The 24,632-nt window shown below is 67.2% G+C and carries 27 protein-coding genes; 11 read left to right on the top strand and 16 right to left on the bottom strand.

What is annotated here, in order from left to right; translation table 11 throughout:
* The first annotated feature begins 274 nt into the window (after nt 1-274).
* Complete coding sequence (locus AB0M14_RS17700; protein WP_364995609.1) at nt 275-1,720, top strand: hypothetical protein; 1,446 nt, start codon at nt 275-277, stop codon at nt 1,718-1,720.
* A gap of 670 nt (nt 1,721-2,390) precedes the next feature.
* Nucleotides 2,391-2,594, top strand: coding sequence for a hypothetical protein (locus tag AB0M14_RS17695; RefSeq protein WP_364995606.1), 204 nt, complete (start codon nt 2,391-2,393; stop codon nt 2,592-2,594).
* A gap of 88 nt (nt 2,595-2,682) precedes the next feature.
* On the opposite strand, the gene AB0M14_RS17690 is transcribed toward AB0M14_RS17695, so the two are convergent.
* Together AB0M14_RS17690 and AB0M14_RS17685 are read right to left on the bottom strand one after the other, a co-directional pair.
* Nucleotides 2,683-3,195, bottom strand: coding sequence for a hypothetical protein (locus tag AB0M14_RS17690; protein WP_364995603.1), 513 nt, complete (start codon nt 3,193-3,195; stop codon nt 2,683-2,685).
* Nucleotides 3,196-3,337: 142 nt separating this feature from the next.
* The gene (locus AB0M14_RS17685; RefSeq protein ID WP_364995601.1) at nt 3,338-4,183 is read right to left on the bottom strand and encodes a class I SAM-dependent methyltransferase; all 846 of its coding nucleotides are present in this window, start codon (nt 4,181-4,183) and stop codon (nt 3,338-3,340) included.
* Between the two features lie 278 nt (nt 4,184-4,461).
* Between AB0M14_RS17685 and AB0M14_RS17680 the strand changes: the two genes are divergently transcribed.
* Nucleotides 4,462-5,346 (top strand): GNAT family N-acetyltransferase, encoded by an 885-nt coding sequence (locus AB0M14_RS17680; RefSeq protein WP_364995599.1) that lies wholly within the window; start codon nt 4,462-4,464, stop codon nt 5,344-5,346.
* Nucleotides 5,347-5,512: 166 nt separating this feature from the next.
* On the opposite strand, the gene AB0M14_RS17675 is transcribed toward AB0M14_RS17680, so the two are convergent.
* Together AB0M14_RS17675 and AB0M14_RS17670 are read right to left on the bottom strand one after the other, a co-directional pair.
* Nucleotides 5,513-6,376: an SDR family NAD(P)-dependent oxidoreductase gene (locus AB0M14_RS17675; RefSeq protein ID WP_364995596.1), complete on the bottom strand. Its 864-nt coding sequence runs from the start codon at nt 6,374-6,376 to the stop codon at nt 5,513-5,515.
* Nucleotides 6,373-6,906 carry a YbhB/YbcL family Raf kinase inhibitor-like protein gene (locus AB0M14_RS17670; protein ID WP_364995593.1) on the bottom strand — a complete coding sequence of 178 codons (534 nt, stop codon included), beginning with the start codon at nt 6,904-6,906 and terminating at the stop codon, nt 6,373-6,375. Before AB0M14_RS17670 ends, AB0M14_RS17675 begins: the two co-directional genes overlap by 4 nt.
* 89 nt (nt 6,907-6,995) lie before the next feature.
* Between AB0M14_RS17670 and AB0M14_RS17665 the strand changes: the two genes are divergently transcribed.
* On the top strand, nt 6,996-7,673 hold the full coding sequence (locus AB0M14_RS17665) for a GntR family transcriptional regulator (protein WP_364995591.1): 678 nt from the start codon (nt 6,996-6,998) through the stop codon (nt 7,671-7,673).
* Between the two features lie 61 nt (nt 7,674-7,734).
* On the opposite strand, the gene AB0M14_RS17660 is transcribed toward AB0M14_RS17665, so the two are convergent.
* Genes AB0M14_RS17660 through AB0M14_RS17650 form a run of 3 tightly spaced genes read right to left on the bottom strand, consistent with a single transcriptional unit; the run spans nt 7,735 to nt 10,391 of the window.
* Nucleotides 7,735-8,343, bottom strand: a complete 609-nt coding sequence (locus AB0M14_RS17660) for a helix-turn-helix domain-containing protein (protein ID WP_364995588.1) — start codon at nt 8,341-8,343, stop codon at nt 7,735-7,737.
* A 17-nt stretch (nt 8,344-8,360) separates the two neighbouring features.
* Complete coding sequence (locus tag AB0M14_RS17655; protein WP_364995585.1) at nt 8,361-9,575, bottom strand: FAD-dependent monooxygenase; 1,215 nt, start codon at nt 9,573-9,575, stop codon at nt 8,361-8,363.
* Nucleotides 9,576-9,635: 60 nt separating this feature from the next.
* Nucleotides 9,636-10,391, bottom strand: coding sequence for a TetR/AcrR family transcriptional regulator (locus AB0M14_RS17650; protein WP_364995582.1), 756 nt, complete (start codon nt 10,389-10,391; stop codon nt 9,636-9,638).
* A 167-nt stretch (nt 10,392-10,558) separates the two neighbouring features.
* Here AB0M14_RS17650 and AB0M14_RS17645 point away from each other — a divergent pair, with 167 nt between their 5' ends.
* Together AB0M14_RS17645 and AB0M14_RS17640 are read left to right on the top strand one after the other, a co-directional pair.
* Entirely contained in the window at nt 10,559-11,662 is a 1,104-nt protein-coding gene (locus tag AB0M14_RS17645) for an FAD-dependent monooxygenase (RefSeq protein WP_364995579.1), read from the top strand.
* A gap of 22 nt (nt 11,663-11,684) precedes the next feature.
* On the top strand, nt 11,685-12,122 hold the full coding sequence (locus tag AB0M14_RS17640; protein WP_364995576.1) for a DUF6640 family protein: 438 nt from the start codon (nt 11,685-11,687) through the stop codon (nt 12,120-12,122).
* Nucleotides 12,123-12,144: 22 nt separating this feature from the next.
* Here the strand turns inward: AB0M14_RS17640 and AB0M14_RS17635 are convergent, their stop codons facing one another.
* The gene (locus tag AB0M14_RS17635) at nt 12,145-12,987 is read right to left on the bottom strand and encodes an alpha/beta fold hydrolase (RefSeq protein ID WP_364995573.1); all 843 of its coding nucleotides are present in this window, start codon (nt 12,985-12,987) and stop codon (nt 12,145-12,147) included.
* A gap of 96 nt (nt 12,988-13,083) precedes the next feature.
* Between AB0M14_RS17635 and AB0M14_RS17630 the strand changes: the two genes are divergently transcribed.
* Nucleotides 13,084-13,713 (top strand): TetR/AcrR family transcriptional regulator, encoded by a 630-nt coding sequence (locus AB0M14_RS17630; RefSeq protein ID WP_364995570.1) that lies wholly within the window; start codon nt 13,084-13,086, stop codon nt 13,711-13,713.
* Between the two features lie 33 nt (nt 13,714-13,746).
* Here the strand turns inward: AB0M14_RS17630 and AB0M14_RS17625 are convergent, their stop codons facing one another.
* The 3 genes from AB0M14_RS17625 to AB0M14_RS17615 form a co-directional block, all read right to left on the bottom strand.
* Nucleotides 13,747-14,301 (bottom strand): RDD family protein, encoded by a 555-nt coding sequence (locus AB0M14_RS17625; protein WP_364995567.1) that lies wholly within the window; start codon nt 14,299-14,301, stop codon nt 13,747-13,749.
* A 97-nt stretch (nt 14,302-14,398) separates the two neighbouring features.
* On the bottom strand, nt 14,399-14,917 hold the full coding sequence (locus AB0M14_RS17620) for a GNAT family N-acetyltransferase (RefSeq protein WP_364995564.1): 519 nt from the start codon (nt 14,915-14,917) through the stop codon (nt 14,399-14,401).
* Nucleotides 14,918-15,118: 201 nt separating this feature from the next.
* The gene (locus AB0M14_RS17615) at nt 15,119-15,697 is read right to left on the bottom strand and encodes an XRE family transcriptional regulator (protein WP_364995561.1); all 579 of its coding nucleotides are present in this window, start codon (nt 15,695-15,697) and stop codon (nt 15,119-15,121) included.
* A gap of 88 nt (nt 15,698-15,785) precedes the next feature.
* Between AB0M14_RS17615 and AB0M14_RS17610 the strand changes: the two genes are divergently transcribed.
* Together AB0M14_RS17610 and AB0M14_RS17605 are read left to right on the top strand one after the other, a co-directional pair.
* On the top strand, nt 15,786-16,787 hold the full coding sequence (locus AB0M14_RS17610) for an NAD(P)/FAD-dependent oxidoreductase (protein WP_364995558.1): 1,002 nt from the start codon (nt 15,786-15,788) through the stop codon (nt 16,785-16,787).
* Nucleotides 16,788-17,068: 281 nt separating this feature from the next.
* Nucleotides 17,069-18,622: an MFS transporter gene (locus tag AB0M14_RS17605; RefSeq protein WP_364995556.1), complete on the top strand. Its 1,554-nt coding sequence runs from the start codon at nt 17,069-17,071 to the stop codon at nt 18,620-18,622.
* Between the two features lie 64 nt (nt 18,623-18,686).
* On the opposite strand, the gene AB0M14_RS17600 is transcribed toward AB0M14_RS17605, so the two are convergent.
* Nucleotides 18,687-19,394 carry an HdeD family acid-resistance protein gene (locus AB0M14_RS17600; protein WP_364995553.1) on the bottom strand — a complete coding sequence of 236 codons (708 nt, stop codon included), beginning with the start codon at nt 19,392-19,394 and terminating at the stop codon, nt 18,687-18,689.
* A gap of 74 nt (nt 19,395-19,468) precedes the next feature.
* On the bottom strand, nt 19,469-19,882 hold the full coding sequence (locus tag AB0M14_RS17595; protein WP_364995550.1) for a VOC family protein: 414 nt from the start codon (nt 19,880-19,882) through the stop codon (nt 19,469-19,471).
* A 175-nt stretch (nt 19,883-20,057) separates the two neighbouring features.
* Between AB0M14_RS17595 and AB0M14_RS17590 the strand changes: the two genes are divergently transcribed.
* Complete coding sequence (locus AB0M14_RS17590; RefSeq protein ID WP_364995547.1) at nt 20,058-21,038, top strand: glycosyltransferase family 9 protein; 981 nt, start codon at nt 20,058-20,060, stop codon at nt 21,036-21,038.
* On the opposite strand, the gene AB0M14_RS17585 is transcribed toward AB0M14_RS17590, so the two are convergent.
* Nucleotides 21,035-21,352 carry a metalloregulator ArsR/SmtB family transcription factor gene (locus tag AB0M14_RS17585; RefSeq protein ID WP_364995545.1) on the bottom strand — a complete coding sequence of 106 codons (318 nt, stop codon included), beginning with the start codon at nt 21,350-21,352 and terminating at the stop codon, nt 21,035-21,037. The two genes, AB0M14_RS17590 and AB0M14_RS17585, sit on opposite strands and share 4 nt — an antisense overlap.
* A 267-nt stretch (nt 21,353-21,619) precedes the next feature.
* Here AB0M14_RS17585 and AB0M14_RS17580 point away from each other — a divergent pair, with 267 nt between their 5' ends.
* Nucleotides 21,620-22,246: a M23 family metallopeptidase gene (locus AB0M14_RS17580; RefSeq protein WP_364995542.1), complete on the top strand. Its 627-nt coding sequence runs from the start codon at nt 21,620-21,622 to the stop codon at nt 22,244-22,246.
* Nucleotides 22,247-22,338: 92 nt separating this feature from the next.
* Here AB0M14_RS17580 and AB0M14_RS17575 read toward each other — a convergent pair whose 3' ends face one another.
* Entirely contained in the window at nt 22,339-23,697 is a 1,359-nt protein-coding gene (locus tag AB0M14_RS17575) for a wax ester/triacylglycerol synthase domain-containing protein (RefSeq protein ID WP_364995541.1), read from the bottom strand.
* Complete coding sequence (locus AB0M14_RS17570) at nt 23,690-24,622, bottom strand: aldo/keto reductase (protein WP_364995538.1); 933 nt, start codon at nt 24,620-24,622, stop codon at nt 23,690-23,692. The genes AB0M14_RS17575 and AB0M14_RS17570 overlap by 8 nt, the downstream gene beginning before the upstream one ends.
* Nucleotides 24,623-24,632: the final 10 nt, after the last annotated feature.

Raw genomic sequence — 24,632 nt, 5'->3', positions numbered from 1 at the left:
TGTTTGTTTTTTAATTTTTATCACTATCAACAAAACCTAAACCCCTCACAAAAAACAAATACCACCCGCCTAAAAAACTCCCCCCCCCGGCGGGGGGGGGGGGGGCCCCCCCCCGCCCCCCCCCCCCCAACACTCACTTCGAGACACAACCTAGGCGCAACACACTAGGTTCTGCCTCCGATTGGTCCGCTAGTCTGCGGAGGCTTGGCCGTTGAGCGCGGGGGGTGTGGTGTCGTACCAAGCATGTCGCCCGATACCCTACGAGAGGGGTGCGATGAGTTCGATTCTAGGAGTCTTGCGTGAAGCGGCCAGGGTGAAGCGCACATCGCAGCTTAGGCGGCGAGTGATCGAAGCAGGCACGACCGGTCTGGTCTTTAAGATAGCGGGTACCCGCCCACAAATGGCCAACAGCGACAATTCGATCGACGGCCAGTTAATATCAGAAATCTTAGCGGGAAGATTCGGCCAGCTACATCGCTACGGGCTGCGCCTGCAAGGTCTCTGCATCCGCGGAGACATAGATCTCAGTAATCTAACATGGAAGGGTGCACTCCATCTAAAAGACTGCTACATTCAAGGCGATATCAACATGAACTATGCCCATGTGACTGGCGAGGTGACCTTCGATCGAAGTTCAATCGGATATGTTTCGGCACGCTATGCAAGAATTGAAGGAACTTTCAACATTCGCCGCGCCGAACTATTCGAGGGGGGATTCGGTGGGGCCGGCATGGTCGTAACTGGTGGACTGAATATGCATCACTCCGTATTCACGGCATTGCCGGAGGAAAAGAGTTCCTACGCTGTGCGACTCTACCGTGCCAAGGTGGGTGATCTGTATCTATATTCGGCAACTGTCAAAGGAGGAATATTCGCCAACGCGATGACAGTCGATCGCCATGTTCGCCTCCAAGGGGGTGATTTTCATTCTCGCATAGCCATGGGATGGGAGCAGACCGGACCCGACTATCGCGGCGCGATAGGGCTTGGAAATTGCAACATTTCTGGCAGCCTCTACGTCTGCACCAAGACTCTAGACTATTTCAAAGCAGATGGTCTCGACCTGCGCGGCACTTCATGCGGGACGATTTACGCTACCGAAGAGAAACTTGCTTCCTGTGATGCGAATCTGGAAGGGTTGACATACGATCGCTTACAGAATATATCAGCCACAGAAATGCTGCATGTTCTAGAATTAGCAAAAGAATTCTACTCCCAGCCGTATGTTCAGTTGGCGTCGTACTGCTCGACAATAGGCGACTTGACAACCCGGAGGCGCACATTACTAGCGATGGAAAGACGGATCACCAAGGAGCAAGCATTCTTCTCTAGGAGCGGTTTAGCGCGGCGGATATACGGATCCCTGGTCGGCTATGGATATTCAGCGTGGCTTGCCCTAGTTTGGTTACTCATAGTCACAGCACTTGCAACCGTGGTCGTCAAATTTGGAACACCAATTTTCTCACTTAAGCCACCTGCTGGCTCTCTGCCGGGCGCAGGGCAAGATTTAGGTTGGTCGAACTCACTCAGGATAGTGATTGACAATTTTCTTCCATTCGCCTCTTTAGGCATGAAAGATACGTGGGTTGCAGCGCCTACAAACGGCATTCAATGGATGACCATGTCAGCATTTTTGAGCCTACGCCTACTTGCATGGGCCTTCGCGGCATTGGCTCTTCTCTCATTCACTCATGTTGTGCGAAATCCGCGAACGCTCTAGTGTCCTGGTCCTGATATCTTCGCCATATTCGGCTCTGCGGCTCTCCGTCAGGTGAATGGTTTCGGGTGCTGGTTCCAGTCAGCGATCCAGTTGCGGACGTCTTTCTCAAGTGCGGCATCGCTTTTGTGGACGCGCATCAATGAAACCCACGACATCGTGGTGCGGGGTTGGTTGAGTCTCGGCGCGGTGTTCATGCCTGCGAAGGCCTACGGCTCTGGATTCGGGATGTCACCAACGAGCCCGTGACACTGCAAACCAAACCTCAGATCCGGCTGTCGTGGGACGTGAAAAGCCTTGGTACCTGGTAGCCCCCGTTGAACTAACCGCAATTCTCGTCACCGACGGACAGACTGTTGCGGTCACACCCAGCGTTCTCAACCTTCCGTCGTGGCCATCCGCCACCGCGGTACGTCCGCTTCGCTCGGCCCGCTCAGAGCCAATTGCGGGCGTTCACCGACCGCGCACTCCGCGGCTTGGTCTCAATAGGTCAGCGCAACACACTGGAATCTCCTGGTGAGGAACGGATGTGATGCGCAATGGCCTCAAGCAGACCACTGTCGGAGAGAAGAACCCCGTTGACCGAGGCTCAGGTCGAGCAGGTGTGGCGGCGGTGGCGGTCCGGGCAAGCGATCAGGGTCCTCGCTCGGGAGATGCGCCGGCATCCTCCACGGTGCGTGACTTACTCAAACGCTGCGGCGGGTCCGGCCGACTCCTCGCCGCCGCGGCCCGCGGCGCGGGTGAGGTCACTGCGGATTTCACCGCGTACCAACTGATGCGCGCCATCGGCGACATCTGCGCGGGCGCCGAGATGACCGACCCGAACTACGACCCGCGCCTCACCATTCGGCTACTGCTCGACGGGTGTCGAACTTAGCACCAATCGCGAACAGCACCCGCCATCGCGGCGGGCCTATGACGCCGATCCGCGAACGGCCAGTTGATTTTCCGGTCCGTCGCTGCCGTCATGTGCTGCGCCGCGAAAGCCGGACGAGGATATACACATTGGCGATGCCGGTCAGGAGCTGCGGGGCGACCGCGAGCAGCGCCGCAGGCATCGAGTAGAGCGGTTTCCACTCGTACTGAGCGGGATCGGGACCGGCGGCTGTGCTGAGAACGCCCACGACGGCGAGAAAGTAAGCGAGCACGGCCGCCGTACTGCCGACCTTCGCGAACCAGCGTCCGGTGCGAACGTTTCTCCGCCACAAAGCAACCGCGCCGATCAACGACGCCACGGTGAACATCGCGAGCGCCAGCTGCGAAGTCACGCCGACGAAGTTGGACAGGGCCAGAACTTTGCCCACCCGCGTGTAGGGTCCGGCAACGACGCGTTCGGCGATGACCGATGCCGTAAGAAACAACAGCGGGAGCAGCGCTACCACCGCGACCCAGATCGAGTCTCCCGGTCGACCCTCGGTTGCCGGCGAGCCGACCGTGCCGGCCCCGCCTTGGATATCAGTCCCCACCTTCGCGATCACTCCGTCAGAATGGCACAACCTCCTCCGGCCAGGCCAGACGAAACTCGTTGCCCTGGAGCACATTCGCTACGAACGCGTCAGGCTTCGCCGGCTCTGCGACGGTTGGCGTCGCAACGGGCGTTAGTTGACCCGAACTGCTCGCTCAGGTGACCTGTGCAGCCACCAGCGTTTCGAAGGTGTAGGGCCGCAGGCCATCGGTACGGCCGGCGAAATACCGTTGCTGGAGGTCTGCACGGGTGGGATGGTCTACGACCTTCAGCCCGCACCGGCTGATCAGCTTCTCGATCTCGGAGACCGGCCAGCCAGGCTGCAGGGGCTCGCCGACAGCAGCCGCGATCGGCGTGTAGATGCGGGCGAATTCCGTTCCCACCTCGTCGAGCGCGGCGTCCTCGGCCCGGTAGGAGAACACCACCTCAGACCCGGGGGCGGCCGCCGCGATCGTGCGCAACCCCGACTCGATCGCCGGTGCCGTCAGATAGGGAGCGACGCCCGTCCAGCAGAACATCGCCGGCCGCGCCCAGTCGAACCCGGCCGGGCCCAGCGCGTCCCGAACTTGTCCGGCCTCGAAATCAGCCGGCACGAAGACCTGAGAGTCGTTGCGCGGCAGGCCGAGCTCCTTGACCCGCTCGAGCTTCCAGGCCTGGGAGGCCGGGTGATCGACCTCGAACACGGTCAGCGAGCTGAGCAGATCCGGCCGCCGCCAGGCGAACGAGTCGAGCCCGGCGCCGAGAATCACGTACTGCGTGAAGGCGCCCGCGGCGAGCCGGTCCTCGGCGTACCGGCTGCGGGTGCAGACAGCCGCGCGGGATTCGCGACGCACCGGGCCGGGAAACAGTGGATCGAACCGGTCTCGCAGCTGCTGCCATACCGGGCCGACAAGCACCAGGGCCAGCGCATCGTCCAGTACCCACGGCGACGCCGTCTCCAGGCGAAACAACCCACGCGACACGGCCGCAAACATCGCCGTCCTGCTCGGCGCGCTTTCCATGCATCCCTCCTCACAGACCGGCACACGAGCATGCCGACCGTGCTCGCCCATTCCGCACACTTCACAGGATGCGCCTGAAACGCCCTGACGGCCATAGCCGGCTCGCCCCCCATGCCGCCAACGCAGCCGACCGACGTATGCCACAGTGCGGCAATGGATTAGTACCGCCCAGCCGTTCGAAACCCGGCCGCAAGCGGCACTACAGGACTCCTTCGCACCACGAGAATCGGCCCGAAATCCGGATGCGGACGTGCGGGGTGGTGGTGTGTGATCGGGGCATGACGATCGTGTCGGGGCCGGACGCCGGCAGTCGGAGCAGGATTGTGGAAGTGCTGCGCGAGTGGCAGCACGAGGGGGCGCCGATGCAACTGCACCCGGGGGATGTCGGTTGGTTCTCGCGCTGGGGCGCCGAGGCGACAGCAGCAGCAGCGGTTCGGACCTGGCTCCGGAAGGGACAGATCCTCGCCATCGGGCTGCTGGACGGGCCCACCCTGTTGCGGATGACGGCCGCGCCGGACGCACTGCACGACGAGGAGCTGGCGCGGGCAGTGGTTGCGGATGTGTCCGACCCGAAGCGCGAGATGTTCGCAGCCGGGAAAGTGTCTGTCGAGGCTCCGGCGGGGGCACTGGTCAACGATCTGCTGTCCGATGCCGGCTGGCGCCAAGGCGAGCCGTGGACACCGTTGCGGTGCGATCTCATGGAGTCGCTGCCCGGCCCTGACATGCGGATCGAGGTGATCGGGCCGCAGCAGGCCGAGGCGCGGGCCGCGGTCCATCGGGCGTCGTTCAGCGGGTCCACGTTCACCGCGGAGCGCTGGCACGCGATGGCCGCAGGATTGCCATATGTCGACGCTCGGTGTCTGGTCGCCTACGACGTCGAGGGGAATCCGGTGGCGGCGGTGACGGTGTGGTCGGCAGGTCCGGGCAAACCGGGATTACTCGAGCCGATGGGCGTGCATCGAGAACATCGCGGATACGGCTACGGCACAGCGATCACCCGCGCCGCGGCGGCTGCGCTTCGGGATCTGGGCTCATCGAGCGCAATCGTGTGCACTCCGAGCTCCAATGTCGGTGCCGTCGCGACGTACAAGTCGGCAGGCTTCCGGCAACTCCCTGAGATCCGGGACCGGTGCCTGGATAGCTCGGTCGCCGCCCTCCCATGACGCGACCTGCGCCGCGGGAGGGCCGACCAAACAACCCAGTCTTACTCAAAGGCCGGAATCCCGACGCTGCGATCGAGGTCATGAGCTGGGCAGCCCGCGCGTTGGTCCGCGCAGCCCTCGCCGAGCAGCCGACGTAGTAGTGCGACTTCGCCCGGCATTCGGGCAGTCATGGACGGTCCGCGGGCGTCGGATCGATCCTGATCACGGCTGAAATGATTGCGGTGTCACTGATTTCGAGCAGGCGACGGCGCGCGTGCGGATCATCGGCCTGCGGGTGCGGACGGCCCGGCCTGGCGCCGTTGAAGTACCGGCCTGTGGTCTGAGAAAGGCCAGGATCGCAGATCAGCCGGAGGGTCGCGTCGGCGCCTTCGGCGACGGTGCTGATCGGCGTCACGCCGGATTCCAGGACCATGGTCGTCGCCATGAGAGTTGCCGGGTGCAGGGCGTTCACGGTGACACCGGTGCCGTCGAGTTCCCCGGCGTACTCGATGGTCGCCATGATCATCGCCAGCTTGGCTCGGCAGTAGGCGGCATACGGGTTGTAGTCGTGCTCGGGGGTGGGATCGTCGAGGTCGATCTCCAACTGTCCGGCGGAGGCTATGTTCACCACTCGCGAGGGAGCCGATGCCTGGAGTAGCGGAAGCAGTCGGCGGGTCAGCCGATAGGGGGCCAGATGGTTGACCGCCCACAGTAATTCGTTCCCGTCGGCGCTGAGTTCGCGTCTTCCGTCCGGTCGGCCGCCGGTGCCGGCGTTGTTCACGAGCACATCCAATCGCGGGGTGCGGGCGATGATCTCGTCGGCCAGCCGGTCGACCTCCACCAATCGCGACAGGTCGGCCAGGATGATCAGCGGAGCGTGTCCGCCCGCGGCTGCGACCTCGTCGGCGACCGCCGTGGCCCGATCGGGGTTGCGGCCGTGCAGGATCAGCCGGGCGCCGGCCGCGCCGAGCCGCACCGCCAGCGCACGGCCGAGTCCGTCCGTCGCGCCTGTGATCAGCACGGTCTTGTTGTCCATACGGATGTCGCTCACTGCATTGCCTCAGCCGTGGCGACGAGCGTGGCCCGGCCCAGGATGTGGCCGGCCATCGTGAATCCGAGCAGAGCGGGGGTCGAGTCGGCGGCGATGCCGATGTCATCCACATCCAGCGCGTGCACGGTGACGAAATAGCGGTGCTCACCGTGCCCGGCAGGCGGTGCCGCGCCGATGTATCGAGGTAGGCGCGCGTCATTCGGCAGTTGGAAGGAGCCGACCGGCAAGCCGCTGCCCGTGTCGTCTCCGGCGCCCTCGGCGAGAGCGGTGGTCGTGGCCGGGATGTTGGCGACGGCCCAGTGCCAGAAACCGGAACCGGTGGGAGCGTCGGGGTCGTACACAGTGACCGCGTAGCTCCGGGTGCCCGCTGGGGCGCCGCTCCAATTCAACTGCGGGGAAACGTCTTTGCCGCCAGGGGTGGCGGAGGACCACTGCGCGGGACGCCAGGCGGCGCCGTCGCCGACCGTGGCGCTGGTGACCGTGAATGTGGCGGCCTCGGGGAGGCGGGCGAAGGGATTGTTTGCGCTCATCGTGTCGCGCCTTTCGAGTCGTACCGGATGTGCAAGATCGACGATAACAGAAATAATCGATTATTTGTCAAATCGTCTATGATCGAGAGATGACCCGGACCATCCCAGCCCAGCCGCCGAAGCAGATGCTTTCCGAGCAGGTGTACGCACAACTGCGGAGCGCGATCATGCGCGGCGAGTACGCGCCCGGTGCCGCGCTCAAGCCGCAGGACCTAGCCGGGCAACACGGTGTGAGCCTGGCGGTGGTGCGCGAGGCGCTGGTGCGGTTGGTCGGCGAGGGCCTGGCCGAACGGCTGACCAATCGCGGCTTCGCGGTCCCAAGCTTCTCCGCTCGCCGCTGGCAACAGATCGGGGAGGCCCGCCGGACCATCGAGCCGGTCCTTCTACGTATGTCGATCGACCAGGGTGACGTGCAATGGGAAGCCGACGTACGCGCTGCGCACCACCGCTTGGCACGAACACCGCCGTTCACCCCGCCGGACGACGTGTACTACAGCGAAGAATGGGCCGAGGCCCATCGGGTGTTCCATCGCACCCTCGTGGAGGGGTGCGGCAACCCGGTCTTGCTGGAAACCTTCGACCGGCTGTGGGTGGCGAGCGAGCTGGCTCGTCGCTGGTCGGCACACCGTAATCCGGAGCGGGATGGCGTGGACGAGCATCGCCGATTGGAGGAGGCGGCGCTGGCCCGTGATTCCGACGCCGCCGCCGACCTCTTGACTCGGCACCTCACCCTGACGACGGCCGCACTGACAGAGCGCGACAGCTGACCCGTCCGATGAACAGGCTCGATCCGGCCGTTCGGTGCGTCCTCACTGTGCTGCGGTCGGGTCAGCCGCGGATGCCGTGTTCGACGGCGTCGAAAGCCTGGTTCAGGCGCTGACGGTGCGACGTGGCGATATCGGTGTGATCATCTCCGGCGAGTCGACGTCGTACCGTCTCGACGGCGACTGTCCGGTAAGCGGCCACGAGCAGGGCCGCCGCCAAGGCGCTGTCGCCGGAGAACGTGGCGTCTGTGCCCAGCTCGGCGGACAGCTCCGTCTCGACCTCGTACGCGAATGCGCGGAGCCGCGCGATCAAGGCGGGTGAAGCCGTGACGGTCCGCATCATCGGTTCGATATCCCCGTCCAGGCCCGAAAGCACGTGCCGCTCCCCCGCGAGCGCGAGAGCGGTCCGACGAAGCGTCTCGACGGCGCTGATATCCCCGGCCCGCTCGCGGAGGGCGGATCGTACGAGGTCGACGACGTCCGGAAGACGGTCGAGCAGCAGGTCTTCCTTCCGCTCGAAGTGCGAGAACACCGTCACCTTGGACACGCCGGCGGCCGCTGCGACCTCGGCGATCGTGACGGCGTCGAAACCGCGCTCCAGGAACAGTTCGGTCGCGACCTCAGCGATGCGCGCTCGCGTCTTCGACCCGCCGCGATCTCCTCGATTCGGCATGTGAAAGGACTCCCTCGCTATAGTTCCGGGCTTTCTGGGAGCTGCCAGTCGCCGCCCCGGTCCGCCTTGGCGAACCGCGCCGCGAGATCGGGGATGTGCAGGAAGGTAGCCAGTCCCGTGGTGGTGAGAAAAGCGTTGATCCCGAACCGGCTCCTGGGCAGGCCGAGGCGCAGCAGGCGCGGTTTGACCGCAGCCTGAATCTCGTCGACGAACGGCCGGAGTACGGCGTCGTAGTTCGCCAGCGCCCGAGACAGGTCGGTGGGGCGCCGGTTGATCTCGCCGGCCAGGACGTAGGCGCCGACCAGAGCGCCGGAAACCCCCATGCCGCTGTACGGCGAGGCGCAATGCGCGGCATCTCCGGCCAGGACCACGCGTCCGTCGGACCAGGTATCCGTTCGGACCTGTACGACCTCCTGGGAGTAGAAGCTCGCGGTCGTCCGCATGCCCTCGAGGAACCGGTCGGTCTGCCATCCCGCGCCACGAAAACGCTCGGCCCAGAACTCTTTCTGGCGTTCGACGGGTTGGCGATGGATTGCCGAGGCCTCCTCCGACGTCTCCCGCAGCACGAAGTACACCTGGGTCTCGTCCGGGTTGTGGCTTCTGCGCATGATCATTCGGCCGCCGGGCGCGATATAGGTGTCGCGGATGTTGCTGTCCGGCGCGATGCGTGGAACGAACCAATACGCCATGTGGATACCCACCCGCCAGTACGGTTCCGGCACCCCGGTGGGCAAGATCGCTCGCCGGATGCGCGACCCTTGCCCATCGGCACCGATGAGCAGGTCGAACTCGTCGGACGAGCCGTCGGAGAAGTAGGCGATGACCTTGTTCTCATCCTGTTCGAAGCGGTCGACGCCGGTCCCGAAGACGTAGTCGACGTCGTTTTTCGTCGCCTCGTGCAGGATGCGCACGAGGTCGCCGCGCATGATCTCGTACTCGGACGTCAGCGTCTGGCGGCCTCGCCCGGACGTGTTGGCCATGATCGTCGCTCTCGCCTTGCCCTGGGCGTCCACAAAGGCGACGCCGGGCTCGTCCACGAGCTTGCTCCGCACGACATCGAGCAGCCCCATGGCCTTGACCGCCTCGATGCCTTGACCGCGGAGATCAACCTGGGCACCGGTGGCCCGCAAGGACGGGAAACGCTCGACCACGACTACTCGATGGCCGCCGCGTGCGAGCCAGTAGGCCGTCGCCTGCCCTGCGATGCCACCGCAGCACACAAGGATTGTCAAGCAGCGAGTTCCGGATGCGGATGTCACGATCTCGATTCCCTCGCTTCGGCCTGGTCAAGGTTACTCAGTAAGCTTACCGGATAAGTTCAGGCCGAGGGTGTCGGTGAGATCGCGCAGGCATTCTTCGAAGACCGGTTCGAGGTCGGTGTAGGCGAAGTCGAGCTGGTGCAGGACTTCCATGCACAGCAGGCCGTAGAGCCGGATCCAGCAGGACAGGAAGACATGCGCGGCGGCGGGCGGCAGCTGGTTGCCGATACTCGCCGAGTAAGTGGTCAGCTGCTCGCGTAAAGACGGGGCCAGCTCCGTCAGGTCGGGGACCGGGAACGGGCGCGTCCGCCAGAGCTCGACCGTCAGGTCCAGGAGGATTCGTTCGAATCGCAGGCCGGCCCGATGGCGTTCGGAATCGGGTTGCCGGTTCAGCGGGGCAATGGGGGCGGCGAAGATCCAGCCGAACTCGGCCGGGTGGGCGATGGCCCAGGTGCGCATGGCACGGCACACCGTCAGGATGCGTTCGCCGACAGCAGCTTTGGTGTCAGCGTCGCGGGCCTGTTCCATCGAGGTGGCCAGTTCGTCGAAGAAATCCGCGGTTACCGCGCCGACCAGCGCCTCGTGGCCCGCGTAGTAGTGATACAGCGACGGACCGCTCATCCCGACTTCCCGGGCTACCGCGTTGATCGTCACCGCGGCAGCCCCCTGCTCTACGAGCAGCGTGCGTACCGCTTCGTGGATTTCCCGCAAGGTCGCCTTGCGCAGCCGCTCCCGTCGCCCACCGGTATTCGTCGCCATCGTCGCCTTTCCGCCGCCCGTCGTTGACATCCTAGAGCATCTATGGTGTCTTAATATCTCTAAATTATCTAGAGACTCTAGGGAGTTGGCATGAGACGTTGGTGGTGGCTGGTTCTGATGGCGGCGCTGGTCCTGACAGCGGAGTGGTGGCGGCAGTCCCGAGCCGCTGGGCTGCGCGCCGATCGCGAGGGCCAGAGATGAAGGCGCTCGTCGTGGGCGGCGGTATCGGTGGGCTGGCCGCCGCGTTGGCGTTCCACCAGCGGGGCTGGACGGTGGAGGTGCTCGAACGCGCACCGGAAGTCACCGAAATCGGCGCGGGGCTGTCGATTCAGCCCAACGGGCTGCGCGCCCTGGACGCGCTCGGTCTCGGCGACCTACTCCGCGCCGGCGGATCGGCCGGACCGCCGCGAGGCATCAGAAGCACCGACGGCACCTGGCTGATCCGCAACGATATCGTCGAACTGGAACGACGTTTCGGCCCGTGGGCGATCGTTCACCGCGCCACGCTGGTCGAATATCTGCGCGCGGAGCTGCCCGCGTCCGCGCTGCGTCCGGGGACCACGGTGCGAGCGGTGTCGGTCGACGGCACAGTCCATTACGACGGCGGCACCGCCACCGCGGACCTGGTGATCGGCGCCGACGGCGTGCACAGTGTGACCCGGCGCTCGATCTGGCCACACGCCGCCGGTCCGCGCTACCTGGGCTACACCACCTGGCGTCTACTCACCGGGGCCTACGCGGTGCGCGGCAGCGTCGAAATGTGGGGCAAGGGTGAACGATTCGGCTACGTTCCGATGCCGGACGGCCGTGTCTACTGCTATCTGATGGCCAATGCTCCGGCCGGATCCCGGACAGGACTGGAACAGCTGCGTGACCGTTTCGCGAGCTGGCACGACCCGGTCCCGGCACTGCTCGGGATCGCTCGCCCGGACGAGGTCCTCCAGCACGATACTTACGAGCTACCGAACATGGACGCCTACGTCCGCGGGAACGTCGCGGTGCTCGGGGACGCCGCCCACGCCATGGCCCCGAACCTCGGGCAGGGCGCCTGCCAGGCACTCGAGGACGCCGTCACCCTCGCGGCGGAGGTGGACGCGCGCGGCATCGAGGCGGGGCTGGCGCAGTACGACCACCTGCGCAGACCGCGCACGCAGAAGATCGCCCAGCTCTCGCGCCGCGTCGGCGCACCCGCGCACTGGGATTCGGCACTTGCCACCGCCCTGCGGGACACCGCACTCCCCCGACTGCCCAGCGCACTGCTCGGTCGTTCGATCACACCCGCCTACTCCTGGGCACTCTGACACCCACCCGAAAGACGAAACGATGCCTTTGCCTCGAATCGTGATCGCCGTCGTCGCGGTGATCACGATGGTCAGCCCTGTCCTCGCCGACCTGGTCATCCCCGACCTGGCCGCACAGCACGCCTTCAACCCGAACTGGCCGCCGCACGCGAAGTTTCACGACGCGCAGTACATGGTGATGACGGTGCTGCTCGGCCTCATCGGCCTGGCGCTCATCCTGCGGCCAGGCCGGGACGCACTCCGCTCGACACTGTGCGCGGCAGCCGTCGTGGCCACCCCATGGCTCGGCATGGCCGGCGCGCTGCTGTTCCCCGAGACCGCCACCCACGACCCGGAGTTCGCCGCTCAGACCGTCTTCATTCTCGGGCTGCACGGACAATTGTTCCTGGCGCTGGTCCTGCTCACCGCCCTGGTGGGCGCGCTCGTGCTGTCCCGGCGGCGTGCCCTTGATACCGACTAGCCGCCGAGGTCGGCGAGTCTGTTCACCGGAGGTGTTCGAGGACAAGGCTGCGGACCGGTTCGACGTCGGCCAGGAGGCCGTGCCCCGCACCGGGAAGAACCACCGTGTGCGCCCCGGCACGCCGCGCGACCTCCGCGGCCGCCGCCGAATCGTGCACCTGGCTCGCTCCCGCCAAGGCGACCAGGGTGGGGACCGGCAGCTGCGTCAGCCCGTCCGGCAGGTGGGGATAAACGATCGGCGAGGCCGGGAAGTACGCGGCTCCGTAAGCGAGCAGGTCGAGGTAGGCCTCCACAGGCGCGGGCGCGCTGCCGGGGACGCCCAGCATCGCGCGAGCATCCTCGAAAGTCGGGTGCGGGTCGCGGTTGCGGCCCAGCTCCTCGAACTCGGGGCTGAGCCCGGCGAAGACCAGCGGCGGATCGAGCAGGACCAGCCGTCGCACCCGCTCCGGGTGGGCGAGCGCGAACCGGAACGCGAGGTGCCCGCCCAGCGACTGGCCACACAGGTCGGCGGCGGGTAGCCCGAGCAGATCGAACGTTTCCGCCAGCCAGTCGACGAGATCGTCCATGCTGGTCAGGGCGGCGCCGGTGTGCCGACTGCGGCCCGGCTCGCCGATCGTGTCCACGGCCCGCACATGATGCTCCTCGGCCAGCGAACCGACTACCGGGTACCACAGTCCGGCCGTCCCGCCGTATCCGTGCAGCAGGACCAGCGACCGCGCCGCGGCCGGGCCCGCGGAGGTGACTCGCGTCGTTCCGTATCTACCCGGAAGATCTACCGTCTCGGCCGGTACCGGCCAATTCGACAGCACCGCGTCGTAGGCCGCGAAATAGGCTTTCTCCAGTTCAGGGGTGTCGAATGCGGTCATCGCGCACTCCCCCTCGTCCGACTGGTCATCTGCACCACTCCTTTCCAAGTCACCTGTATTATGTCAGATGTATTGGAACAGAGGAAAGGGATTCGCGTGCCGAAACAGGTCGATCACCGCGAGCGCCGCGAGACCATCGCGCGCGCACTGTGGCGAGTGGTGGAACACCAAGGCTGGGCCCGGGCGACGATGCGCGAGGTCGCGGCCGAGGCGGACGTCTCCCTCGGCCAGGTCCAGCACTATTTCGCTTCTCGGACAGCGATGCTCGAATTCGCGATGGAGTTCGCTTCCGAACAGACCGCGCAGCGCATCATCCGAAGCCTCGACCGACTCGGTTCGCCTCCGCATCCCCGAGACGCCCTGCGCGTGACCCTCATGGAGATGCTCCCCCTGCACGCGGACGCGCGCGCCACCAGCCGGATGAGCGCCGCCTACACCCTCGAAGCCCTGCACGATCCGGAGCTGCACGAACGGGCCCGCCTCGGACTCCAGAACGGCCGAGCGCTGACCGAACGCCTGATCAGGCAAGCAATCACCGAAGGCCACATCCCGCCGGATCGCGATCCGGTCATCGAGACGAACCTCCTGCTCGCGCTGACCGGTTTCACCCCACTTCTCGATCTCGACGTCATCGATCCCGACGCCGCGTCGGCCGCTATCGACTACTACCTCGACCGGCTCTTCGACGGCCCGGTGCCGCTGGTCACGGGCGGCGAGAGCACGTAGGAGCGGCAGTCGCGCGCGGAGACGCCAGCGAGGTCAGGCGCGGACGACGACGCTGCTGGTGATCTTGTCGGCCAGGGTTTGCCGTTTGGCGTCCCACAGCGGAAACAGGTATCCGACGTAGCAGGGCAATGCGTCGACGATATGGCAGAACTTTCGACCGAGGGCCGCCCAGAATCCCATAGGGCGACCGGTGGATTCGCTGATCAAGCGAATGCCGAGCAGCGCCTTGCCCGGGGTCTGGCCGACGGCGCCCTCCCGGTAGATCAAGAACACAGACCCGGCGAAAGAGACCAGAACCGCGCTCGCGATCAGCGCGATGCCGACCTCGTCGATGCCACCGCCGACGGTCGTGGGCTCGAAGGTGCCGTCGTTCTTCAGGACGAGTCGGCTGTCTCCAGGATCGATCCCCATCGTGAAAGCGAGGGCGAACAGTATCCCGACGGGAATTCCGACGATCAGGCCGTCGAGAAGTGCGGCCCCCACCCGAGCAGCCCACCCGGCATAAGCGGCGCCAACCCCTCCGGTGGGGTACTGCGGCGGACCGTAAGCACCGTGGTCGGGGTACCCCGACGGGAACTGTTGCGGCACACCGCCATAGAAGGGTCCAGGCTGTTGCGATGGATTCGGATAGTGCGGGCTTCCCCCGGGGTAGTTCACCGGCGCAACCCTACCGGTCGGCGCGTCACTAGGACTGTCGGTGCTTGACCCAGTACATCCCGCGACCGGATTCGGCGGGGGCGCGCTTCTTCCGGGGCTCGATCCGATCGAGGCGATAGCCGAGCCGGCGGGCGACGGCCGCGCTGCGGAGATTGGCTTCATCGCAGCGGATCTCGACCCTGTCGATGCCTGGCAGTGCCAAGGCAATTCGAGTCAACACAGCCGCGCTGCGAGTCACGACGCCTCGACCGGCGTGTGTGACATTGCCCCAGTACCCGATTTCCAACCCTGCGGGTCCGAGGCAGTCGTTCACGCTGATCGCGCCGAGCACTGTGCCGTCATCGTCGAAGATGCCGTAGTCGAAGCTGCGCTCGGCAGAGGGCCAACTCTCGGCGCACTTCCCGAGGCTCGCGCGTTGCTTCTCCAGAGTGGTCGGCTCGGCCAGCCACTCCACCCAGGGATGAATGTGCTCGTAGGATGCGGTGATCGCCTGATATCGGGCCATCGCATCCTCCGGCTGCCAGCGACGAAGCAGCAGCTCATCCACCGCGACTCGTTGCGGGAGAACAACACCCGCCGCCAGAGCCGGCCGCGACTCGACATCCATACCAGCGATACTGACAGTCCACTCCCCCGCACGACAACCCAAATCCGCTGTCTCCGTGCGCGTCCCGCTACCTCAGCCGATCCTTCGACTACCAGATGTCCAGACATCCCGGCCGGTCCTGGACATCGAAGCGGGGCTGCGTCATTCGGAGTCGCCGTCGATGTCGCGTTGATGTCCGCGGCTGGCGTCGCGGTCGAAGATGCCGAGGATTTCGCAGGGGCCGGTTTCGGCGCCGATGGCGTGCGGGAGCATGGTGGGGAATTCGGCGGCCTGGTTGGCTTCGAGGCGGAAGCGGCGGTCGCCGAGCATGAGGATGGCGGTGCCGGACAGGACGACGAGCCATTCGCGGCCGGGGTGGGCGCGCATGCGGGCCGGGTTGTCCGGGGGCGGGTCGGTGATCCGGCGGCGGACGACACTCATGGCGGGTTCGCCTTTCATCGTCCAGCGCATCGATCCGTGGGCGGCGTGGATCGTGGGGTTGCTGACGACGTCGTCGGCGGCGGTTTCCACCAGCTGGTCCAGCGTGGTGTCCAGGGCGCGCGCCAATGCGACGAGCTGGTCCAGCGCGAGCCGGCGCTGACCGTTCTCGATACGCGAGAGGCTGGACTCGCTCAGGTGGGCGCGCAGGCTGAGATCGCGCAGGGACCAGCCCTGCGCTACGCGTAGCGCGCGGATGCGTTTGCGCACGAGGCCGTCCAAATCGCCTTGTTCTTGCGTCATAGGCAAGAGCGTATGCCTCTCATGCAAAGTGTGGCTATGGTCGGCTACCGAGGTCCGGAACGGCTGGACCGATTTCGAAGGGGTACCGATGACAGCGAATGCTCCTGTCTCCGACGCACTGCCCGAGGGGACCGTCGACGTCCTGGTGATCGGCGGCGGTGCGGCGGGGTTGAACGGTGCGCTGATGTTGGCGCGCTCGCGTCGCTCGGTCGTAGTGATCGACAGCGGCGACCCGCGCAACGCGCCCGCCGCGGCCATGCACGGTTTCTTCGTCCTCGACGGCACCGCTCCCGGTGAGCTGCTGGCGCGCGGCCGGGAGCAAGTCCGCCAATACGGTGGACGGGTGGTATTCGGCGCGGTCGCCGCCGCCGAGCCCGCCGCTCCCGCCGACGACGGCGACCTGCGGTTCGCCGTCACCCTGTCCGATGGCCGTGTGGTGACGGCGCGGCGAGTGCTGGTGGCGACCGGCCTGCAGGACGTGCTGCCCGAGGTGCCGGGGCTCCGCGAGCACTGGGGTCACAGTGTCGTGCACTGTCCCTACTGCCACGGATGGGAAGTACGCGACGAGCCGATCGGAGTCCTCGCCACCGGCGCCAACTCCGCGCATCAGGCGTTGCTGTTCCGCCAGCTCAGCGACGACCTGATCTACTTCACCGGCGACACCGAACTGGACGCCGGCACGCGCGCCCGTTTCGCCGCGCGCGGTATCCGCGTCGAAGATTCCCCCGTGGTCGAAGTGCTCAGCGACGACACCGGCCTCACCGGGGTACGCCTGGCCGACGGCAGCTTCGTGGCGCGCCGGGTGCTGGCGGTCGCGACCCGGATGGAAGCCCGCACCGACGGGTTGGATGGGCTGCAGCTGCCGATGGAGGAGCTGCCCGGCGACATGGGCCGGCGCTTCGCCTCCGGTCTCGCCGGCGCCACCGAGGTGCCCGGGGTGTGGGTGGCCGGCAACGCCACCGATCTCGCCGCACAGGTCGGTGCCGCGGCCGCGGCCGGGGCGCTGGCGGGCGCGCACATCAACGCGCTGCTGGTTTCCGCGGACACAGACGCCGCGCTCGCCGCGGCGCAGGCCGACGCCAAGCCCTGAACGCGCGTTTCTTCGCGCGCCGCGCCTGAGCCACCCAGCGCGATTTCACCACCAGCGCCCTAACGATCTCCCCACCAGCGCCCCAACGACTTCCCCGCCAGCGGCCCCCAATGACTTTCGCCCCAGCAGCCCCCCAATGACTTTCGGCCCCCAGCGCCCCCAACCACTTTCGGCCCCCAGCGCCCCCAACCACTTTCGGCCCCCAGCGCCCCCAACCACTTTCGGCCCCCAGCGACCGCCCCGGGCGGCGCTGTGCTCCCGCATGCCTTCGAGAGGAACTCATGACTACGCACCCACCTGCCGTCCTGGACGCGCGGCGGCTACGCACCATCTTGATCGCGGTCTCGGTGGCGCTGATGGCGGTCATCGCGTCGGTGTCGGGGCTCAATGTCGCGCAAACTCAGCTGGCGGTCGAGTTCGGCGCGTCGCAGAACACGATCCTGTGGATCATCAATGTCTACACCTTGACCCTGGCCGCGCTCCTGCTCCCGCTGGGCGCGATCGGCGACCGGCTGGGCCGCAAGCCGATGCTTCTCGCCGGTCTCGCGGTGTTCGGCCTGGCCAATCTGGTGGCGGGCTTCGCTCCGAACGCCGAGGTCATGCTGGCCACGCGTGTGGCCGGCGGTCTCGGCGCGGCCATGATCATGCCCATCACGCTCGCCGTGATCACCGCGACCTTCCCGGATGACCAGCGCGGCAAGGCAATCGGCGTGTGGACCGGTGTCGCCGGCGCGGGCGGCCTGCTGGGCATGTTCCTGTCCGCGCTGCTGGTCGACGTCGCGGACTGGCGCTGGCTGTTCGCGCTGCCGGTCGTCCTGGTCCTGATCGCCGCCGCCATGACGCTCACGTCGGTTCCCAACTCGCGCGAGCGCTCCCCGCACGCCTTCGACACCGTCGGCGCGGCGATGTCCCTCCTCGCCGTGGCCGGACTGATCTTCGTGCTGCAAGAAGGACCCGAGCGCGGCTGGACCGCCCCCGCCACCCTGCTCAGCCTGGCCATCGGCCTGCTCGCCACCCTCGGATTCGTGATCTGGGAACGTCGTCGCGCCGCGGCCGCGCTCCTGGATGTCCGGCTTTTCACCGAGCGCGATCTGGCCAGCGGCTCCCTCACGCTGCTGGTGGTCTTCGGTGTGCAGGCGGGTATCGCCGTCGTGCTGTTCCCGTTCTTCCAGGCGGTGCTCGGCTGGTCGGGTCTGCTGGCCACGGTGGCGATGCTGCCGATGGCCGGCGCGATGATGCTCGCCTCCACGCTGGCCCCGAAGGCGACCGCGCGCTTCGGTTTCCGCTCGACCATGGCGACGGGGATCGCGCTCACCACTGCCGGGCTGGTACTGATGGCGCTGTTCGCGTCGGTCGAGGGCGGCTTCCTGTCGATCCTGCCCGGACTGCTCGCGATGGGGATCGGGATGGGCCTGTCGATGACACCGGCGACCGAGGTCATCACCAGCTCACTGCCGCGGGCCGAGCAGGGCGTCGCCTCCGCGCTCAACGACGTCACCCGCGAGTTCGGCACCGCACTCGGCGTCGCGCTGCTGGGCGCGCTGGTCGCCACCGGCTATCGCAACTCGATCGACGGTGCGCTCGACGGCGTCCCCCAGGACACCGCGGACACCGCACGCGAAGGAATCGCCAACGCGGTGGCGGCCGCCGGTGATGCGCGAGATCTGGTGCGGGCGGCCCAGCAATCCTTCGTCGACGGCTGGCAGCAAGCCCTGTGGGTCGGCGCGGCCGTGATGGGAGCGCTGTTCCTCTATATCGTCGCCCGCGGCCCGAAGGACCCCGTGGTATCCCCGGCCGAGGAGGCGGACAGTCCGGAAGTAGTCGCCTCGCGATGAGGAACGCCTCTCGCGCGCCGAAGGCTCCGCACGAGGTGCGGAGCCTTCGGCGCGCGTTGAACGTCTACATGCTGTCGTGAGATTCAGGCTTGCGATGCGCCGCGGGCTCGTTGTCACCGGAACGATAGATCGTGGCGTCGTACGAGGAGGACTGGTAATCGCTGGTCCGATGCTGGGCGGGCCGGTACTCGGTGCTGACCTCCAGGCGCCGGGCGTCGGAGCGGACCCGGAACGCGGTGATGATCTCCATGATGCCCAGGACCACCAGCCAGATACCCGCGACCCAGGCCAGGGTGACCGCCGATGCGAACGGCCAGACGATCAGCACGACGCCGGCGATGGCGGTGAGCACGCCGAAGAAGCCCATCCAGCCCCGGCCGGGTAGCCGGGGTTCGGCGACCGCCGTCATCAGCGAGCTGATGCCGCGGAACAGCCAGCCGATACCGATCCACAGGCCGAGCAGCCACACGGCGGTGAGCTCGTCGCGGAAGCAGAACAGGCCGATGATGATCGACAGCACGCCGCTGACGAACGCGAGCACTCGCATTCCGGCGCTGGCCGGTGCGCCGAAGGCCGCGATCAGCTGCAGCACACCACTGATCAAGAGATAGACGCCGAAGATCACGCCGGCGACCAGGGCGGTCTGGCCAGGCCAGGCCAGCATCAGCACGCCGAGCGCCACCGACAGGACGCCCATCAGCAGAATGGTTTGCCAAGCCCCTTTAGCAAGCGCCTGAAGAGGCCCCTCGATCCCATTGTTTGTCGTCGTCATGGGCCGATGTTAGGCCGCATAAATAGCGTTCGCTGGATATTTGCCAGACAACGCGCCGAGGTGAGACCAACCCGCTACGGTGCCGACGCCCCGATATTGACCATCCAGTCGACGCCGAACTTGTCCTGGCACATGCCGAACTCGTCGCCCCACATCTGCTTCTCCAGCGGCACGGTGACGGTGCCGCCCGCGATCAGCTTCGCCCAGTAGCCGCGCAGTTCCTCCGCGTCGTCGCCACTGAGGCTGACCGAGATGCTGCTGCCCGGTTTGTAATCCATGCCGGGCGGGGTGTCGGCGGCCATCAGCGTGAAGCCGCTGGGCGTCTCCAGCCGGCCGTGCATGACCAGATCCGCGCCCTCGCCGGCCGGGTCGCCGAATTCGCCGAAGGTATTGACGACGAGCTCGCCGCCGAAGACCTCGCGATAGAACTCGAGGGCGGCGCGGGCGGTATCGCCGAATCCGAGGTAGGGGTTGAGCTTGGAGACCATGGGGAAACTCCTTGCCGTAGGTGCCATGTGCAGGTTACTGCGCCGGGCCCAGGTGTGCGATGGATAACGCATACCTACCCCGGGGTTTATCGCCTGAGCCCCTGGGGAAGTCATCTCAGAGTGGCTCTGTGAGGGGTCGGTTTCGGTGCGTCTATCGGGTGGCTAGGAGAAGAGGGTGGCGGTAGTACTCGTGCTGCAGGCACGCGGACTGGGTGATCTGCTCACCACGGTCCCGGCGCTTCGTGCGCTGCGCCGGGCCAAGCCGCGCGACCATATCGTCTTAGCCGCTCCGCACCGTCTCAAACCAATCATCGACCTCACCGCCGCGGTGGACGCGATCGCGCCGACGCCCGAGCTGGGCGCGCTGCGCTGGGACGAGCCGCCGCCGCAGCTCGCGGTCAATCTGCACTGGCCGAGCACCGAGAGCATTGTGGAGCTGACCAAGACCGATGCGGATCGGATTCTGAGCTACCGCAATCCCGCCTTCCCCGATCTGGAAGGCCCGGTGTGGCAGACCGATATGCATCCGGTGGAACGCTGGTGCCGGTTGCTGGAATCGGACGGGATCACCGCGGACCGGCGCAATCTCGGACTGGTGCCGCCGGTCTCCACGACCAGCCATCGGGACAGCGTCGTCGTGCATGTCGGGGCGGGTAAGAAGGCGCGCCGCTGGCCCGCCGACAGATTCGCCGCCGTGGTCCGGCATCTGCTGGTGCTGGGCAGGGAAGTCGTGCTCACCGGCGACGAGTCCGAGCGCGACATCGCCCTGAGCGTCGCCGCCCGGGCCGGGCTGCCCAGCAGCCGGGTGCTGGCGGGCGACCAGAGCCTGCTGGAGTTCGCCGCCACCGTCGCCGAGGCCGCGCTGGTGGTGTGCGGTGACACCGGCGCCGCGCATCTGGCGACCGCCTTCGGCACCCGCACGGTGCAGTTGTTCGGACCGACGCCGCCGCGCTGGGGCGGGCCGCCGCCGCATCTACTCGGCCGGCACGTGGTGCTGTGGGCCGGGCAGATCGGCGACCCGGATGCCGACACCCCCGATGCCGGACTGCTCCGGATCGGCGTCACCGAGGTGGTGGCCGCCGTCGACAAACAGCTCAGCCAGCGGCACTGGCCGGGCACCGAGCGCCGGCGCGCGCCGTATCGCCGAGTGGGTTAGGTCTGGCCCTCGGCCTCGCTCAACGCCGCGGAGTAGGCGGCGAGGGCGCTGGGCCAGAACTGTTCCAAGTAGTCACGCGCGTCGGCGAGACCGCGCGGGTCCAGGGAGTAGAGCCTGCGGTTTCCGTCCGGGCGCATCATCACCAGCCGGGCCTCGCGCAGCACTTTCAGGTGCTGCGACACCGCTGAGCTGCTGATTCCCAGAGTCGCCGCCAGGTCGCCGACCGCACGCGGGGCCTGGGGCAGGGCCTCGAAGACGGCCCGCCTGGTGGGGTCGGCGAGCGCCACCAGCGCTCGCACTCCTTTAGTCGGCACTTAAATAGTGTGATCGTTTGGCATACTTTTGGCGAATTCGGGGAAAGGGTATGTTTTCCCAGGTCGTTTTCGGATAGTGGATTGATCGTTACCCCTTCGTGATCTTCGAACAGGGCTTTTAGCCGTCTGTGACGGTTGCCACATGATTACGGGAGCCTGAGAACCCTCCCGTACGTTCAAATCATGCCCGTAACCGATCCGTTATCTTCGCGGCGGACCGGCGGTACATCGTCTACCCGCCGCCGCACCGCCACCAAAGTGGCCACCGTGTCAGCGGTAGTCACTGCCTCGCTCGCCGTTCTGGCCGGCGCCGATCAGCACATGGCCGACACCGGCCGGCTGAACGCGGCCAAGACCGTCGACCTCGGCGCCGAGGCCCGGCCGGCCGCGCAGGCCGTCGCGTTCGAGATCCCGCAGCTCCCGCAGATCCCCGGCCTCACGCCCGGCACACTGCCCTGGGAGCCGCACAAGCCGGCCACCGAGACCCGGCCGCACACCGTCCGCCCGGTCGCGGGTGCGCTGACCTCCAACTACGGCAGCCGCTGGGGCGCGATGCACAACGGCCTCGACTTCGGTGACGCCATCGGCGCTCCGATCGCCGCGGTCACCGACGGCGTCATCATCGAGGCAGGCCCCGCCTCCGGCTTCGGCCTGTGGGTCCGCGTGCAGCAGGACGACGGCACCGTCGGCGTCTACGGGCACGTCAACGAGATCCTGGCGCAGGTCGGCCAGCAGGTCCGCGCGGGCGATGTCATCGCCACCGTCGGCAACCGCGGCCAGTCCACCGGACCGCACCTGCATTACGAAGTGCACCACCCCGAGTTCGGCCCGATCGACCCCGCGCCGTGGCTCGGCGGGCGCGGCGTCGCCATCGAGAGCCTCGGCGGCGGATAAGCGCCACCCTGTGCGCGCCGGTCGATGAGGGACCGGCGAATGCCACGAATGCCCCGCGAACACTGTCGTTCGCGGGGCATTCGGCGTCGGTGCTACGCGGTGAGCGCGTCGGTCACCTCGGCCACTGCCGCGCGCAGCAGGTCGGCGTACTCGTCGAGGTCGTCGATGATCGCGGGATCGCCCACCACCGACACGGCGAAACTCTCGCCCGCCCCCACGAACGAATGCGCGAGCCCGATGTCCGGGAACACCGGCGGCAGCATCCCCGCGAACCGGAAAGTGTTGCCCAGCAACGACCATGCGCCGTCCGGAGTGCACCGGATGCTCGTCAGAATGGTGTGACCGAAGGCGGGTCCGGCCGGATCGGCCGGCGGCAAAGTGCCGAACCGGGCCCGGAACACCCGGCTCGGCAAACCTTCGATCAGCGCCAGCCGATTCAGTTCCCGGCGGCTCGACGGCGCGTCGCGATGCGCCCGCAGCGAGGCCTCGACCGCCCGGGCCCGCGCGGCGAGATCGGTTTCGGCGGGGCACAGATCGACCCCGGCGGCCCCGATGTGATTGACGCCGAGCACCGGGTGCTCGGGCAGCGCGACGGTGACCAGTGCCGCCAGATCGTCGGGACAGGAACCGGAGCGCTTGTCGAGATAGCGCTCCAGGGCCCGGGAGATCGCGGTCAGGCCGACCGCCGTCACCGTGCTCCCCGGCGTCCGAACCTGGGCCAGCGGCAACGGAATCGTCCGCACGCTCCGCCCGGAACCGATGCGCCGGTTGAGCGCGGTCGCGGTGCGCGGGGTGATGTTCGAGGCGTCCGCGTCACCGTCGGCGGCGAGCCGCCGCGTTTCCGCCCGCACGCCCAAGGTGAAGCGCAGCATCCGCGCCGGCCAGCTCAACGCGCCGGCCAGCGCGGTGACCCCGGCACTCGGGCGGCGCGCGGCCGGACCCTGCCCCGCGATCCGCAGCGCCCGCGATTCCGTGGCGAACAACGTGTCGCCCACCGCGGTCATCGCCGGACCGGCCAGCAGCGCGTGGCTGACGTGCAGCACCACTACGGTTCCGGTGCCCGTGACGGTGTCGATGCCGGTGACCGCGGGGAACACGTGCAGCTGCCAGGCGCTCACCCGCGCGTCCAGCGGCTGGGACAGGACCTCGCCGAGGCGCGCCAGGCAGCCTGCCCAGTCCAGCTCGGCCGCTTCGATGGTGAGGTGACTCTCGATCGGGCTGTCGTCGGCCGCCCAGTACGGATGCCCGAGCCCGCCGGGCACCTCGTGGATCCGCCGGCGCAGCGGTTCGAGCGACTCGGCCCGGTCGGCGAAGTGCCGGGTGAGTTCGGCCGCGGTCGGCGGCGTGCCGCCGTGCTCGAACACCCACCACATCGGCCAGTCGGTGTTGCGGCCCGAGCGCGCCAGGTAGTAGTAGGAGGCGTCGTTGGCCGCCAGCTGGGTGTCAGCCATTGCGCCCGATTCCCAGCCGGGACAGCAGGCCGCCGCCGCGCGCGGCCGGGCCGGGCGCGCTCAGCGCGGACAGCGCCGCGTACTCGTCGTCGGTGAGCTCGATGGTGGCAGCCGCGGCGTTCTCCTCCAGGTGCGCGACCTTGGAGGTGCCCGGAATCGGCAGCAGCACCGGCGAGCGGCGCAGCAACCAGGCCAGCGCGAGCTGCGAGGCGGTGGCGCCCTCGCGGGTCAGGCTGTCCAGCGGGCCGCCCGGGCGAGCCAGTTCACCGGTGGCCATCGGGAACCACGGGATGAAGGCGATGTTGTTGGCCGCGCAGTAGTCCAGCACGTCCTCCGCGCCGCGGTTGGCCAGGTTGTACTGGTTCTGCACCGAGACGATGTCGGCGATCTTGCTCGCCTGCTTGATTCCGGCGACCGAGACCTCCGACAAGCCGATGTGCCGGATCTTGCCTTCCTTCTGCAGCAGCACCAGCTCGCCGAGCTGGTCGGCGAGCGGGACCTTCGGGTCGATCCGGTGCAGCTGGTACAGGTCGATGCGCTCGAGTCCGAGGTGGCGCAGGCTCAATTCGACCTGCTGGCGCAGGTATTCGGGCCGCCCGACGGTCAGCCAGGCGTCCGGGCCGGGCCGGGTCAGTCCGCCCTTGGTCGCGATCACGACGTTCTCGGCGTAGGGATGCAGCGCCTTGCGGATGAGGTTCTCGCTGACGAAGGGGCCGTAGGAATCCGCGGTATCGATGAAAGTGACGCCCAGTTCCACGGCCCGGCGCAGCACCCGCACCGCCTCGTCCGGGTCGGCGGGGTCGCCCCAGACGCCGGGGCCGGTGATCTGCATGGCGCCGTAGCCGAGCCGATTGACCGGCAGGTCACCGCCGAGGCGGAAGGTTCCCGAGGCGGCGGCGGGTGTGGCGGCGGTTTCGGTGGTCATGTTTTCCTTT

It is taken from the genome of Nocardia sp. NPDC051832 (genome assembly GCF_040681285.1).
Classification (GTDB): domain Bacteria; phylum Actinomycetota; class Actinomycetes; order Mycobacteriales; family Mycobacteriaceae; genus Nocardia.
This window is presented reverse-complemented; position numbering and strand designations above follow the sequence as displayed.

What these genes read in the sequence shown, in the direction of transcription:
- AB0M14_RS17640 (WP_364995576.1), top strand. Translation starts at nt 11,685, where the DNA reads ATGCCTTTGCCTCGAATCGTGATCGCCGTCGTCGCGGTGATCACGATG.
- AB0M14_RS17600 (WP_364995553.1), bottom strand. Translation starts at nt 19,394, where the DNA reads ATGACGACGACAAACAATGGGATCGAGGGGCCTCTTCAGGCGCTTGCT.
- AB0M14_RS17570 (WP_364995538.1), bottom strand. Translation starts at nt 24,622, where the DNA reads ATGACCACCGAAACCGCCGCCACACCCGCCGCCGCCTCGGGAACCTTC.
- AB0M14_RS17665 (WP_364995591.1), top strand. Translation starts at nt 6,996, where the DNA reads ATGACCCGGACCATCCCAGCCCAGCCGCCGAAGCAGATGCTTTCCGAG.
- AB0M14_RS17685 (WP_364995601.1), bottom strand. Translation starts at nt 4,183, where the DNA reads ATGGAAAGCGCGCCGAGCAGGACGGCGATGTTTGCGGCCGTGTCGCGT.
- AB0M14_RS17615 (WP_364995561.1), bottom strand. Translation starts at nt 15,697, where the DNA reads ATGACGCAAGAACAAGGCGATTTGGACGGCCTCGTGCGCAAACGCATC.
- AB0M14_RS17700 (WP_364995609.1), top strand. Translation starts at nt 275, where the DNA reads ATGAGTTCGATTCTAGGAGTCTTGCGTGAAGCGGCCAGGGTGAAGCGC.
- AB0M14_RS17660 (WP_364995588.1), bottom strand. Translation starts at nt 8,343, where the DNA reads ATGCCGAATCGAGGAGATCGCGGCGGGTCGAAGACGCGAGCGCGCATC.
- AB0M14_RS17575 (WP_364995541.1), bottom strand. Translation starts at nt 23,697, where the DNA reads ATGGCTGACACCCAGCTGGCGGCCAACGACGCCTCCTACTACTACCTG.
- AB0M14_RS17635 (WP_364995573.1), bottom strand. Translation starts at nt 12,987, where the DNA reads ATGACCGCATTCGACACCCCTGAACTGGAGAAAGCCTATTTCGCGGCC.
- AB0M14_RS17595 (WP_364995550.1), bottom strand. Translation starts at nt 19,882, where the DNA reads ATGGTCTCCAAGCTCAACCCCTACCTCGGATTCGGCGATACCGCCCGC.
- AB0M14_RS17610 (WP_364995558.1), top strand. Translation starts at nt 15,786, where the DNA reads ATGACAGCGAATGCTCCTGTCTCCGACGCACTGCCCGAGGGGACCGTC.
- AB0M14_RS17670 (WP_364995593.1), bottom strand. Translation starts at nt 6,906, where the DNA reads ATGAGCGCAAACAATCCCTTCGCCCGCCTCCCCGAGGCCGCCACATTC.
- AB0M14_RS17645 (WP_364995579.1), top strand. Translation starts at nt 10,559, where the DNA reads ATGAAGGCGCTCGTCGTGGGCGGCGGTATCGGTGGGCTGGCCGCCGCG.
- AB0M14_RS17605 (WP_364995556.1), top strand. Translation starts at nt 17,069, where the DNA reads ATGACTACGCACCCACCTGCCGTCCTGGACGCGCGGCGGCTACGCACC.
- AB0M14_RS17680 (WP_364995599.1), top strand. Translation starts at nt 4,462, where the DNA reads ATGACGATCGTGTCGGGGCCGGACGCCGGCAGTCGGAGCAGGATTGTG.
- AB0M14_RS17650 (WP_364995582.1), bottom strand. Translation starts at nt 10,391, where the DNA reads ATGTCAACGACGGGCGGCGGAAAGGCGACGATGGCGACGAATACCGGT.